The organism is Arenibacter nanhaiticus, assembly GCF_900141935.1.
Taxonomy (GTDB): Bacteria; Bacteroidota; Bacteroidia; order Flavobacteriales; family Flavobacteriaceae; genus Arenibacter; species Arenibacter nanhaiticus.
On sequence record NZ_FQYX01000007.1, the window covers coordinates 29,833 to 42,575 of the forward strand.

12 protein-coding genes are annotated in these 12,743 nt (G+C 37.9%); 4 read left to right on the top strand and 8 right to left on the bottom strand.

What is annotated here, in order from left to right; all coding sequences use genetic code 11:
• Nucleotides 1–42: 42 nt before the first annotated feature.
• Entirely contained in the window at nucleotides 43–1,503 is a 1,461-nt protein-coding gene (locus BUA16_RS06175; RefSeq protein WP_072763857.1) for a DUF389 domain-containing protein, read from the top strand.
• Between the two features lie 17 nt (nucleotides 1,504–1,520).
• On the opposite strand, the gene BUA16_RS06180 is transcribed toward BUA16_RS06175, so the two are convergent.
• Together BUA16_RS06180 and BUA16_RS06185 are read right to left on the bottom strand one after the other, a co-directional pair.
• Entirely contained in the window at nucleotides 1,521–2,288 is a 768-nt protein-coding gene (locus tag BUA16_RS06180; protein ID WP_072763859.1) for an ABC transporter ATP-binding protein, read from the bottom strand.
• Complete coding sequence (locus BUA16_RS06185; protein ID WP_072763861.1) at nucleotides 2,288–3,025, bottom strand: MlaE family ABC transporter permease; 738 nt, start codon at nucleotides 3,023–3,025, stop codon at nucleotides 2,288–2,290. The genes BUA16_RS06180 and BUA16_RS06185 overlap by 1 nt, the downstream gene beginning before the upstream one ends.
• 114 nt (nucleotides 3,026–3,139) lie before the next feature.
• Between BUA16_RS06185 and pafA the strand changes: the two genes are divergently transcribed.
• Nucleotides 3,140–4,822: an alkaline phosphatase PafA gene (gene pafA, locus BUA16_RS06190; RefSeq protein ID WP_072763863.1), complete on the top strand. Its 1,683-nt coding sequence runs from the start codon at nucleotides 3,140–3,142 to the stop codon at nucleotides 4,820–4,822.
• A 38-nt stretch (nucleotides 4,823–4,860) separates the two neighbouring features.
• Here pafA and BUA16_RS06195 read toward each other — a convergent pair whose 3' ends face one another.
• The 4 genes from BUA16_RS06195 to gcvP all read right to left on the bottom strand — a co-directional run bounded on the left by BUA16_RS06195 (nucleotide 4,861) and on the right by gcvP (nucleotide 10,561).
• Nucleotides 4,861–5,715, bottom strand: coding sequence for a glycosyltransferase family 2 protein (locus BUA16_RS06195; RefSeq protein ID WP_072763865.1), 855 nt, complete (start codon nucleotides 5,713–5,715; stop codon nucleotides 4,861–4,863).
• 95 nt (nucleotides 5,716–5,810) lie between these two features.
• Nucleotides 5,811–6,338, bottom strand: a complete 528-nt coding sequence (locus tag BUA16_RS06200; RefSeq protein ID WP_072763972.1) for a class I SAM-dependent methyltransferase — start codon at nucleotides 6,336–6,338, stop codon at nucleotides 5,811–5,813.
• A 142-nt stretch (nucleotides 6,339–6,480) separates the two neighbouring features.
• Nucleotides 6,481–7,542, bottom strand: coding sequence for a 3-oxoacyl-ACP synthase III family protein (locus BUA16_RS06205; RefSeq protein WP_072763867.1), 1,062 nt, complete (start codon nucleotides 7,540–7,542; stop codon nucleotides 6,481–6,483).
• 169 nt (nucleotides 7,543–7,711) lie between these two features.
• Nucleotides 7,712–10,561 carry an aminomethyl-transferring glycine dehydrogenase gene (gcvP, locus tag BUA16_RS06210; RefSeq protein WP_072763869.1) on the bottom strand — a complete coding sequence of 950 codons (2,850 nt, stop codon included), beginning with the start codon at nucleotides 10,559–10,561 and terminating at the stop codon, nucleotides 7,712–7,714.
• A gap of 137 nt (nucleotides 10,562–10,698) precedes the next feature.
• On the opposite strand from gcvP, the gene BUA16_RS06215 reads away from it, so the two are divergent.
• The gene (locus tag BUA16_RS06215) at nucleotides 10,699–11,523 is read left to right on the top strand and encodes a UbiA prenyltransferase family protein (RefSeq protein WP_072763871.1); all 825 of its coding nucleotides are present in this window, start codon (nucleotides 10,699–10,701) and stop codon (nucleotides 11,521–11,523) included.
• A 2-nt stretch (nucleotides 11,524–11,525) separates the two neighbouring features.
• Here the strand turns inward: BUA16_RS06215 and BUA16_RS18590 are convergent, their stop codons facing one another.
• Entirely contained in the window at nucleotides 11,526–11,684 is a 159-nt protein-coding gene (locus BUA16_RS18590; RefSeq protein ID WP_178338849.1) for a hypothetical protein, read from the bottom strand.
• 58 nt (nucleotides 11,685–11,742) lie between these two features.
• Nucleotides 11,743–12,303 carry a sigma-70 family RNA polymerase sigma factor gene (locus tag BUA16_RS06225; protein WP_072763875.1) on the bottom strand — a complete coding sequence of 187 codons (561 nt, stop codon included), beginning with the start codon at nucleotides 12,301–12,303 and terminating at the stop codon, nucleotides 11,743–11,745.
• 74 nt (nucleotides 12,304–12,377) lie between these two features.
• On the opposite strand from BUA16_RS06225, the gene BUA16_RS06230 reads away from it, so the two are divergent.
• A complete protein-coding gene (locus tag BUA16_RS06230; RefSeq protein ID WP_072763877.1) occupies nucleotides 12,378–12,734 on the top strand; it encodes a rhodanese-like domain-containing protein in 357 nt (118 codons plus the stop codon).
• Nucleotides 12,735–12,743: the final 9 nt, after the last annotated feature.

The window sequence follows — 12,743 nt, forward strand, 5'->3', positions numbered from 1 at the left end:
AATTCCATATGACCGCTAAAAAAACATTAGAGATCTACACATATGAAAGAAAATACAGAAATAGATAGAGAAAAGCGCTTGGCTGACGAAAACACACAAGAAATAAAGAAGGATTTAAAGGGGCTTTTAGGAGGGATTAAGATATTTCTTGTCGATTTACTGGATATTAGGCAAAATACGGACCAAGAGGCTACTAAGGAGTCTATTATAGCCGATATCCCCTTTAAAGGGCATACCTCGTGGATTTTAATATGTTCTATTTTTATAGCTTCCGTCGGATTAAATGCAAATTCTACGGCAGTGGTTATTGGAGCGATGTTAATTTCCCCTCTAATGGGGCCTATTTTGGGAATAGGGCTGTCCTTAGCGATTAATGATATAGATACTTTAAGGCGCTCTATAAAAAACTTTGCGGTGATGGTAGTTCTAAGTGTATTTACCGCCTTTTTGTTTTTCTACTTTTTTCCTTTACGCGATGAGTCATCGGAATTGTTGGCCCGTACCGCTCCAGATATAAGGGATGTGTTAATTGCTTTTTTTGGTGGCCTGGCCTTGGTAATAGCTAGGGCGAAGAAAGGGACCATCGCCAGTGTTATTTTTGGAGTTGCGATTGCTACGGCTTTAATGCCTCCTCTCTGTACGGTTGGTTTTGCATTGGCTATTGGGAATTTTAGTTATGCCACTGGGGCAATGTACCTTTTTACTATCAATACTATATTTATTGGTTTGGCAACCTTTTTAGTTATTAAAGTGTTGCGTTTCCCAATGGTGCGTTATGCCAATTCTCAACGCAGGAGATTTATTGCTAGAATGGCTTCTATAGTAGCTGTTGCAGTTATGATCCCAGCTGGCTTTACTTTTTATGATGTGTTTCAAGAATCGATATTTAGAAAGGATGCAAAAGATTTTGTGAAGCAAAATATCGTTCCTTATAAATTGCCAGGAGAGGGGAGGTACTTGGAGAATTTAACGGAAATCCAATATAACCATGGTGTAAACGGATTTATCGAGTTGGTCTTTATGGGGAGTGAGCCAATACCAGATAACGTGATAGCAACATGGAATGCCCAAAAAGACAGTTATCCGAAATTGAAAAATACCGATTTAAAAATCGTCCAGGGATCTAAGAACTTGGAATTAGACCAGATGAAATATGTAAACGAACTGTACGAGTCCCAAAAGACAGAATTGTTAAGCAGGGAACAGCAGATTCAGGTATTGAGGAGTGAGGTGGCTAAATTGAATAAAATGGCCGAAAAACAAATACCTTTCCAAGATATTAGTGAAGAGGCCAAATTAAATTATGATACGATGGCAAGCATAGCATTTGCCTTTACTATTTCGACCGACTTTAATACCCTAGATACTATTCCGGTATTTAGAGTAAAATGGAAGGATGGCCTTTCGGAAAGACAGATGAATGAGCAGACCGAAAAATTATCAAAATGGTTGCAATTGCGTTTAAAGGATCCAAAGATCCAGGTGAAAAAAGAATTGAATTAAGGCGGTACACAACCGCTTTAATTTCGCTCTTCCAAATACATTTGCCGCACCTTTTTAAACAAATCAGATGAATAAACAAAGTCGGTGACGGCTTTGTTGTCTGTTTTGAATATTTCCTTATTACTACCTTCCCATTCTTTATAACCATTTTTGAGGAAAATAATTTTTTCTCCGATTTCCATAACTGAGTTCATATCATGAGTGTTTATTACTGTAGTGATATCGAATTCTTGGGTGATTTCATGGATGAGGTTGTCTATAAGTATGGCTGTTTTAGGATCGAGTCCCGAGTTTGGCTCATCACAAAATAAATACTTGGGATTCATGACAATGGCCCTGGCAATGGCGACTCTTTTTTGCATCCCCCCCGAGATTTCAGAAGGATATTTTTGGTGGGCATCAATTAAGTTGACTCTTCTCAGAACGATATCGACCCTATCTTGCATTTCAGATTTCGATTGTTTTGTAAACATGTCCAAAGGAAACATAACGTTTTCCTCTACAGTCATGGAGTCAAATAAGGCACTTCCTTGAAATACCATGCCTATTTCTTGTCTTAAATTTCTTTGTTGATCCCCGGATAGATTGCTGTATATTTTACCGTTGTAAATAATATTTCCCTTATCAGGTGAAAACAATCCTAGCAGGCATTTTAGAAACACTGTTTTACCCGAACCACTCTGTCCTATGATAAGGTTTGTTTTTCCCTTCTCGAACTGAGTACTCACGCCTTTTAAAATATGGGCATCCCCAAAAGATTTATGTATATCGTCTACTTTGATCATTAGCCTAATAATAATTGGGTTAGTACATAATTTACAATAATAATAACCACACTGGTCCACACGAAAGACGTCGTACTAGCCTTACCGACCTCCAAAGCTCCACCTCTCATGTAAAATCCGTGAAAAGAAGGGATGGTGGCTATGATAAGAGCAAATGCAATAGTTTTTATAAAAGAATAGGCTACGTGAAAAGGAATAAAATCTAACTGAATACCTTCTATAAAGTCGGCACTAGAACTAAATCCGCCAAAAACACCGGCGATCCATCCACCGAAAATACCAACATACATTGCTATGGCAATAACGAAAGGATATAATAACATGGCAATGATCTTTGGGAAAACCAAATAATTAAGAGAGTTTATCCCCATCACTTCTAAGGCATCGATCTGCTCGGTAACTCGCATGGTACCTATACTAGAGGTAATATAAGAACCTACCTTTCCGGCCATGATAATGGAAGTAAAAGTGGGCGCAAATTCTAAAATCACCGATTGCCGAGTGGCAAAACCGATAAGGTTGCGCGGAATCAACGGATTTGTAATATTCAATGCCGTTTGAATGGCGACAACCCCTCCAATAAAAAAGGAGATAAAAATAATAATCCCGAGAGAGCCGTAAATTAATTCGTCTATTTCTTTTAAAATTAATTTTCTCATTATGGGCCATTTTGTAGGTTTTTTGAAAACCTCCCTTATCATGATAAAATAGCTGCCAATTGATGCGATGTAATTCATGCAGTAAAAATATGCTTATGCCTGTAAAAATAACAATATTAGATGTCATTTAACCTTGATTTAAAATATTAAAGGATTTATTTCTATATTTTTGGGAGTTAAATTTATAGATATATGTGTCATAGAAAGTTTCACTTATTTTATTTCCTTCTTTTCTTGAGTTTTAATGTAGGAGTACTTAACGCGCAACGAAAAATAAAGCAGAAAACAGATAGTCCCCAACAGCTGGCCATTGCGACTACCCCAAAATTAGTGGTGGGCATTGTTGTAGACCAAATGAGGTACGATTACTTAAGTCGTTTTTGGCACCAGTATGGAGACGGTGGTTTTAAGCGCATGGTTCAAGAAGGGTTTAATTGTAAAAACAATCACTTTAACTATGCCCCAACCTATACAGGACCTGGTCATGCTTCTGTATATAGCGGAGCTACGCCGTCTAGTCATGGTGTAATCGGTAATGACTGGTACGATAAAGAGTCAGATAAGAGCGTATACTGTGCGGGAGACCCTGCGTATTCATCTGTTGGAACAGCCTCCAGGGCAGGAGAAATGTCTCCTCATAGGATGACATCGACAACCCTTACGGATCAATTGAGGTTGCATACCCAAATGCGTGGGAAGGTAATTGCTATTTCATTAAAGGATAGGGGTGCTGTATTGCCAGGAGGACATTCGGCAAATGCTGCCTATTGGTTCCATGGGGAAAATGAAGGAAATTGGATTACTAGTTCTTATTATATGGACGAATTGCCAAAATGGGTATCCGATTTTAATGCGGCAAGAAGTGTCGATAAATATAAAAAACCATGGACCACTTTAAAGGATATAAATACGTATACGGCAAGCGGATCTGACGACAATGCTTATGAAGGGCTTTTTAAAGGACAGACCAGCCCTACATTTCCTCATGACTTGGAAGCATACTGGGATAAAAATGGACAGTATTCTATTTTAAAGGGAACACCCTATGGTAGTAATTTGACCACCGACTTTGCTTTAGCAGCGGTAAAAGAAGAGGCTTTGGGAGTAGATGATATTCCGGATTTCCTCGCTGTTAGTTATTCGAGTACAGATTATGTGGGTCATAAATATGGCGTGAATTCCAAAGAAATAGAAGATACATATGTGCGTTTAGATCTAGAGCTTGAACGTCTCTTTAATTCCCTTGATAAAACGGTAGGTAAAGGGGAGTATACGGTTTTCTTGACCTCTGATCATGCCGGAGTGCATGTTCCGGCATATCTTCAAGACAAAAAACTTCCTGGTTCTTATGTAGATTTTGGTGCGGTTAAAAAGGAACTTAACGACTATTTAAAAAATACCTATGATACATCAGACCTGGTTCGTAATTTTTCTAATAACCAAGTGTTCTTGAATCATGAAGTAGTAGAGAATTTAAATCTTGATCTGGTGGCTGTTCAGGAAGCTGTAGCGAAGCATTTATTAAAGAATAAAGAGATACAGCAGGTTTTTACAGCTCATCAATTGTCACAAAACGAGTACACATCCGGTATTCCTAATATCATTCAAAATGGGTATAACCTAAAACGCTCGGGCGATGTTATATTGGTGCTGAAACCAGGAAGCGCTAGTTATTCCAGAACTGGGTCTACCCATGGATCTCCATGGAAATACGATACTCACGCGCCATTGTTGTTTTTTGGAAAGGGTATAAAAAATGGCAGTACGGTAAGGAGAACCGAAATTCCAGATATAGCGCCTACTATTTCTGCTTTATTGGGAATAGCTTTTCCTTTTGGAGCAACAGGAGAACCTATTATTGAGGTTGTAGAGTAAAAAGGTTCATTAACTATATAATTAGCCAAGCATTTCTGTTATCGGAAAAGCTTGGCTTTTATTTTTTTCCAGCGGAGGCGCCGTATAAAATCACCTTCTTCAATATTGACTAAATAAGGTTTTTTCTCTTTTTTAGCTTTTAAGAACCCTCTTATATTGTCCCAAAATGCTTGTGGTTTACCTTGCTTTGCTGCCATTTTTAGGGAAGCAATCAACGTAATCCAAAATCCGTATCTCATGGTAAACATGGCTTTTCCTTGGAGTAATTTAGCCTTGGGATTATAGGCCTTGCCCAAGGGGCGTAAATGTTTAGCATGTAATGTATGGTCGGTACTTATATTAAAGCCGTGGTATTGGGCCAGCAATTCATCTACGGTATCCCATCCCATGGCATTCCTAAGTCCGCCTATGGCTGTAAAACAATTTTTGGTATACGCTTTAAAGGCTCCGCGAACATGATCCTTGTCCATGGGGTGATTTAATTTCCAAGTCCCTGTTATATCCTCTTCATAGGCAAATCCTCCAGCTATTCCAATCTTGGGACTGGTTTGGAAAATTGAAGCTATTTTTTCAAAATAGTGATGGGGAAGAATTATATCTGCGTCTAGCTTTACAATAAAATCGTATCGGGAATCTAATAGCTGTAGCCCTTTGTTAAAAGCATTAACAACCTTACTTCCGGGCATATGCGCGGAAGAGGATGTTGTGTTTAATTTCACTATAAAAGGATAGGTGGCTATAAACCTATCAATAATACCTTCGGTATTATCGGTAGAATTATCGTTGACTACTACTACCTTTTTAGGAAGAAGGGTTTGGTTGACTATCGAATGTAAGGTATCCGATAAAAATAAAGCCTCATTATGGGCAGGTATGATAATGTAGTATTGCATCTTTTAAATTCCAATAGGTGAATGTACTTATTATAGTTAAGTTAGATAAAAGAACTTTTTTATTGTTTTAGGTCTAACATAGGGATATTGTACATTTATTGATCTTTGCGTTCTGCATATACAATATAATATCTAGGGGTAAAGGACCGAAGTAGCGGTCTGATTCCTATTTTTTTTACAGGATTGGTCCATTTTGCGCGGTCCTTTATTTCCCATCCCGATTTTTCTAACAACCAATCAAATTGCCAATCTTCAAATTCGTGGTAATGCCTGTCCCATGGGTCGGTTTTACTTTGGTATGCAGGGGAAAACCACAGTCGAAGGGGGATGCTAGCGACTAATTTATTGGCTTTTATTTGGGTGAGTACATTGAGTGGAGATAATAGGTGTTCAAATATTTCAAAGGCCGTAACTACATCGACCTTTGCATTTGTTACAGACGAAAAATCCAAATCCAAATCTTCACCATGGGTATTGTTTACCTGATAACCGTTTTCTTTCATGATCTTAGAAAAGGGATTGTCTACACCTAAATCTAGGATGGTTTGATCTTTTGAAATGTGTTTTTCTAAGAAATTGAGCGTGTGCTTAAATCTTTTGTTCGGGAATGTTTTTTCGTACATGGATGTCAGATTTAAAAAGGATTCGCTATTGTAGCTGATTGAAATTCCTTTTTGGATCATGCGAATTTAAAAAATAAACCATAGTGGGTAGACTATGGTTTATTTTTTATAACAATGAAATTCTAATAATAGAAATAAGTTGTTAAACTTTATAGACAATGGCGTTTATATTCATTCCGGCGCCAACACTGGCAAAGAGCACAATATCTCCTTTTTGAATAGATTGGTTTTCTACTTTTCCATTTTTTACCATATCGAACAAGGTAGGGATCGTGGCCACAGAACTATTTCCTAATTTTTCAATATTCATGGGCATAATTCCCGCTGGCATATCCATATCGAATAGTTTATAAAAGCGTTTTACAATTGCCTCGTCCATTTTTTCATTGGCTTGGTGGATAAAGATCTTTTTGATCTCAGTAATATCTACACCACTTTTATCCAAGCATTCTTTCATGGCCTGTGGGACATTGGTACAGGCAAATTCATATATCTTTCTACCGTACATTTTAATGAACCTAGTGTCTGTTTGCTTTAATTCCTTGGAGTAGGATTCTCCGAAAAACAGAAAAAAGGCTTCATCATTGGCATAGGTGGCACTGGCGTGGGATAAAATATGCCCAGCGTCTTCTTTGGCCTCTATCACCGTAGCGCCGGCCCCGTCCGAATAAATCATAGAATCCCTATCGTGGGGGTCAACGACTCGTGAAAGGGTTTCAGAACCAATGACCAAACATTTTTTTGCGATACCACTTTTTATAAAAGCATTTGCTTGGATAACGCCTTCAATCCATCCGGGGCAGCCAAATAATAAATCGTAGGCTACACAACTTGGATTATTAATTTTTAGTAGATTTTTTACTCTAGTTGCCAAACTAGGAAGCGTATCCCCTTGGGTTTTTCCATGGGAAACATCTCCAAAATTATGGGCAAAGATAATATAGTCTAACTCTTCCTTATCAATACCCGCATCAGCAATGGCCTTCTCGGCCGCATAAAAGGCTAGATGAGAATTGTTGATGTTCTCTTTAGCATAGCGTCTTTCCTTAATACCTGTGATGCCTTTGAACTTTTGAATTATAATCTCGTTATTTTGTTTAAAGGGAGTTCCGTCCTCGTTTAAAAACTCGTGAGAACCAAAATCGGAGTTTTCGATAATAAGTGATGGAAGATACGAACCGGTACCGGTAATTGCGATATTCATAGGTTGTTGCTAATTAATTAGAATAAATATAAATATAATGACTTTGTCCATTATGAGTGCATAAGATTCCATATGATGTTCAAGATTAATTCAACCAAAAAAATGAGCATAAAAAAAAGCCTTTCAAAATAAATTGAAAGGCTGTAAAGGTTTGATTTTATTAGGGTTTTTATGCTTCCATATAAGCTTCAATAGGAGCACAAGTACAGATTAAATTACGGTCTCCATATGTTTCATCAACACGTCTTACGCTAGGCCAAAATTTATTTTCCGCAATATAAGGTAACGGAAAGGCTGCTTTTTGCCTGCTGTAGGGCAGTTGCCATTCATCAGCTGTAATCATCTCTAAGGTATGCGGTGCATTCTTAAGGGCATTGTTAGGGTTATCTATAGAAGCTTCATCAATTTCTTCTCGTATAGATAACATGGCGCTTATGAATCTGTCCAATTCTGCAACACTTTCACTCTCGGTAGGTTCAATCATTAAGGTCCCTGCCACTGGGAAAGAAACCGTAGGGGCATGAAAACCATAATCCATTAAACGCTTGGCGATATCGGAAACTTCAATTCCTTTTTCTTTAAACGGCCTACAGTCAATAATCATTTCGTGGGCAGCTCTTCCTTTTTCACCTGTGTATAATACGTCAAATTTCCCGCTCAGGCTATTTTTGATGTAGTTGGCGTTTAAAATGGCCGTTCTAGTAGAATTAGAAAGTCCAGATTCACCTAACATTTTAATATACCCATAAGAAATAAGGCACACTAAAGCAGATCCCCATGGGGCTCCAGAGATAGCTGTGATAGCTTTTTCTCCACCAGTTTTTATCACTGGGTTTCCAGGTAAAAATGGCACTAATTGTTCTGCAACACAAATTGGGCCTACACCTGGTCCACCACCACCATGTGGGATGGCAAAGGTTTTGTGCAGGTTAAGGTGGCAAACGTCTGCTCCAATAGTACCAGGATTGGTCAATCCTACTTGGGCATTCATATTGGCACCATCCATATATACCTGACCACCATTGTCATGGATTAATTTGGTGATTTCTTTTATAGAAGATTCAAAGACCCCATGGGTAGAAGGATAGGTGACCATTAATGCCGAAAGGTTGTCTTTGTGTAAAATGGCTTTTTCACGTAAGTCGGTTACGTCTATATTTCCTCTCTCGTCTGTTTTGGTTACTACCACTTTCATGCCGGCCATAACCGCAGATGCTGGGTTAGTTCCGTGAGCAGATGCCGGTATCAAACAAATGTTTCTGTGACCTTCCCCTCTAGACTCATGGTATGCTCTAATAGCCATCAGTCCGGCATATTCTCCTTGAGCTCCAGAATTAGGTTGTAACGAGGTTCCTGAAAACCCGGTAATAACATTAAGGTCTTGCTCTAATTCCTTCAATATAATTTGGTACCCTTCGGCCTGATCTATTGGTACAAAAGGATGAATATTAGCCCATCTTGCCATACTTAATGGAAGCATTTCAGAGGCTGCATTCAATTTCATTGTACAAGACCCCAAAGAAATCATGGAATGGTTAAGTGCTAAATCTTTTCTTTCCAATCGTTTTATGTAACGCATCAAAGCAGTCTCGGAATGGTAAGAGTTAAATACGACATTATTTAAGAATGATGAAGTACGAGTAACACTGCTACCAATTTTATTGTCGGTAGTCAATTCGTCTAAAATCAAGGTGTCTTTTCCTAAAACTTCGGCAAAAACATCTACAATAAGTTGTACGTCTTTTAAGGAAGTAGCCTCGTTTAATGATATAGAGATGGTATCGGCATCTACATACCAAAAGTTCATTTCGTTCTTTTCTGCAATAGGTTTTACTTTGGCAGCATCAGCCTTAACAATGATGGTGTCAAAATAAGAAGTGTTAAGCTGGTATAAACCTAATTTCTCCAAACTATCAGCTAAGGTAACAGCAGCACTGTGTACCTTGTTGGCAATATATTGAAGGCCTTTTGGTCCATGATAAACAGCATACATCCCGGCCATTACTGCTAGCAATACTTGGGCAGTACAAATGTTCGATGTGGCTTTGTCTCTTTTGATATGTTGCTCACGGGTCTGTAAAGCCATGCGTAGAGCACGCTTACCATCGGTGTCTTTCGTTACGCCAATGATACGTCCCGGAATATTTCTTTTATAAGCTTCTTTCGTTGCAAAGAAGGCGGCATGTGGACCTCCATATCCTAAAGGTATACCAAATCTTTGGGTGGTTCCAACGACAACATCTGCCCCAAATTCTCCAGGAGGGGTCAATAATACTAAGCTTAAGATATCAGCAGCTACTGCTACTTTTATGTTTTTTTCGGCGGCTTTGGCAACAAAGGCGGCATAGTCATGAACTTGCCCGTGTTTACCAGGATATTGTAATAAGGCCCCGTAAAAATCTTCTGTAAATGAAAATTCCTCATGGTTTCCTATTACCAATTCTATGCCGATAGGAGTAGATCTTGTTTGTAAAAGAGAAAGTGTTTGTGGCAGTATTTCTTCAGAAACGAAAAATTTTACGACATTGTTTTTCTTTTGGGCTCTATCGCGTACTTCAAAAAGCATGCTCATAGCCTCGGCGGCTGCAGTACTCTCATCTAAAAGAGAGGCATTGGCCAATTCCATACCCGTTAGATCTGAAATCATGGTTTGGAAATTTAATAAAGCTTCCAAACGGCCTTGGGCAATTTCTGCTTGATAAGGAGTGTATGCAGTATACCAACCTGCATTTTCTAAAATGTTTCTTTTTATAACGGATGGAGTAAAACTTTCATGGTATCCTAAACCAATATATGTTTTAAATACCTTGTTTTTTTCCGATAAGTTTTGAATATGTGATAAATATTCATGTTCACTCATTGGGGCATCCAAATCAAGAGGTTCTTTTAGACGAATGTCATCTGGAATAGTCTCAACAATAAGCTGCTCAATATTTTTTACATTAATAGTTTTTAGCATTGGTTGAAGGTCTTCTTCTCTAATGCCGATGTGACGCAAAGCAAATACATCTGTCCTCATGATTCAAGCTGTTTTTCTAAAATTAAGGTGTGCAAAAATACTCATTATTTATTTTTAAATGTTACGATTGTAGTGGAACATTTATAAAGTTTTTTTGAAATAAAAAAGGTTAACAGCACATTACCTACTTTTGTTTAATGAAGTGGATAAAACAATTATTCGTTTTTTATCTAGACGCAAGTATTCATGTGTCCTTTGCTGTGATTGCCTTGTTAGAGCTTACGTGGTATTTTTTTGAAAAGCCTAGGGAGGTTCACATTTCGTATTTTATATTTTTCGGAACTATAAGCTGTTATAATTTTGTAAAGTATGGGGTAGAGGCTAAAAAGTATATATTAGTATCCCATACCTATCATAGGAAAATTCAATTAATAAGTGTTTTAGCCTTGGGAGCCGCTGTTTATAATGCTTTTTATTTGGATGCAAATATGTTGTTAGGTTTAATGGTATTGGGTTTTGCTACTGCTCTGTATGCTATTCCGATGTGGCCAAAGTCTAAAAATCTTAGGAGCTTAGGGGGATTGAAAATATTTATTGTAGCTATGGTTTGGGCAGGGACAACTGTTTTTTTACCTATGATACCCGGTAAAGATTTTTTGTCGTGGGATGTGGCTATTGAAGGGGGACAACGCTTTATTTTTGTACTAGCCTTGATGTTGCCTTTTGAAATACGGGATTTAAAATATGACGCTCCCGAGCTAAAAACCTTGCCTCAGCGGTTTGGGATTCCCAAGGTAAAAAGGCTTGGAACCCTCTTAATGTCAATTTTTTTCTTACTTACTTTTTTTAAGGACTCATGGCAGTCTTTAGAACTGTTCTCTAAAGGTGTGGTAGCTGTTTTATTGGGAGCAATGATATGGTATACCAAAGAAAATCAGTCAACATATTTTGCTTCCTTTTGGGTAGAAGCCATTCCTATATTTTGGTGGGGGCTTATTTTAGGGTTAGGGTATTGGATTTAATCTCATTCTTTAAACATTCCTTTAATCTTTCTTTTTCTTCGGTAGGAAGCGTCTTTAGATTGGCCTGATGGCAGAGGGTGGACAATTGCCTGTTTTTTTTCGAAAAAACCTTGCAAGCCTGGCAAATGTTGATGTGGAATATAAATTGTATTCTTTCCCATAGCGTAGCTTCTTGGTATTGTTTTTTAGTGCAGATGATTGCAGCTTTTTTACATGAACTCATATCTTGAACCAATTGTTTTTAAGGCATTCCATAAGCGAGGTTCTTGCTCTATGGATGATTACCCAAAGATTAGACGGATTAATTTTCAGCTCCTTACAGACTTCTTCTGTACTTAATCCTTGTATTGTTTTTAAGGAAAAAGCTAAGGCGTGTTTTTTAGGGAGCTTGGAAATACACTCATGAATAGCAACTCCCAATTCTTCATTTTCCATGGCGTTATTTTCTAATAGGCTTAGAGGGTCTGCTACTTGGTGTTCCAGAAAATTGTTGTCAAAATCGCTATCGGCCTTTGGGGTTATCCGTACCGTTGCCTGTGCTTTTTTTGAATTTATTTTACGATAGTGATCTATGATTTTCCGTTTTAAAATGGCAATGAGCCAAGTGCGTTCAGAAGCATCCCCTTTGTAGTTTTGTGCCGATTTTAGGCCAGCAAAAAAGGTGTCCTGAACTAGGTCTTTTGCAATGTCAACATCACTAACCCTGGCTATAGCATAGTTAAAGAGGTAGTCAGAGTGGTTGTCTACCCAATTGTCCGGATGTAATATGTGCTTTGTCATATTGGTATGTTACCCAAAAGTTAGTGATTTTTTTCTAAGAATGATTTCTTATTTTTGGATCAAATAAAAATGAAATGAGATCCGTATTTTTGGTTTTAGTGGTTTTGGTCCTACACATCAGTTGTGCACAGGCAACTTCGAATAACTTTCCTATAGCATCCTTTGAGCAATCTTTACTTAAAAATGCCATCTTAGTCGATGTGCGAACTCCAGAAGAATTTTCTCAAGGGCATTTAGAAGAAGCCGTAAATATAAATTGGTATGATCCTGATTTTGCGACTAATTTTAGCAAAATTGAAAAAGAAAAAACGATCTACTTGTATTGTAAAGTAGGTGGGCGTAGTTTAATGGCTATGGAAAAATTAAAGAAATTAGGATTCAAGAACGTTATTAACCTAACGGGAGGATATGATGCGTGGATTGCAAAATAATGAACTTCT

Excerpts from the sequence above, each read along its gene's own strand:
- BUA16_RS06225 (WP_072763875.1), bottom strand. The coding sequence starts at position 12,303 with ATGACAAAGCACATATTACATCCGGACAATTGGGTAGACAACCACTCT.
- BUA16_RS06180 (WP_072763859.1), bottom strand. The coding sequence starts at position 2,288 with ATGATCAAAGTAGACGATATACATAAATCTTTTGGGGATGCCCATATT.
- BUA16_RS06230 (WP_072763877.1), top strand. The coding sequence starts at position 12,378 with ATGAGATCCGTATTTTTGGTTTTAGTGGTTTTGGTCCTACACATCAGT.
- BUA16_RS06185 (WP_072763861.1), bottom strand. The coding sequence starts at position 3,025 with ATGAATTACATCGCATCAATTGGCAGCTATTTTATCATGATAAGGGAG.
- BUA16_RS06200 (WP_072763972.1), bottom strand. The coding sequence starts at position 6,338 with ATGTACGAAAAAACATTCCCGAACAAAAGATTTAAGCACACGCTCAAT.
- BUA16_RS18590 (WP_178338849.1), bottom strand. The coding sequence starts at position 11,684 with ATGGGAAAGAATACAATTTATATTCCACATCAACATTTGCCAGGCTTG.
- BUA16_RS06215 (WP_072763871.1), top strand. The coding sequence starts at position 10,699 with ATGAAGTGGATAAAACAATTATTCGTTTTTTATCTAGACGCAAGTATT.
- gcvP (WP_072763869.1), bottom strand. The coding sequence starts at position 10,561 with ATGAGGACAGATGTATTTGCTTTGCGTCACATCGGCATTAGAGAAGAA.
- BUA16_RS06205 (WP_072763867.1), bottom strand. The coding sequence starts at position 7,542 with ATGAATATCGCAATTACCGGTACCGGTTCGTATCTTCCATCACTTATT.
- BUA16_RS06175 (WP_072763857.1), top strand. The coding sequence starts at position 43 with ATGAAAGAAAATACAGAAATAGATAGAGAAAAGCGCTTGGCTGACGAA.
- BUA16_RS06195 (WP_072763865.1), bottom strand. The coding sequence starts at position 5,715 with ATGCAATACTACATTATCATACCTGCCCATAATGAGGCTTTATTTTTA.
- pafA (WP_072763863.1), top strand. The coding sequence starts at position 3,140 with ATGTGTCATAGAAAGTTTCACTTATTTTATTTCCTTCTTTTCTTGAGT.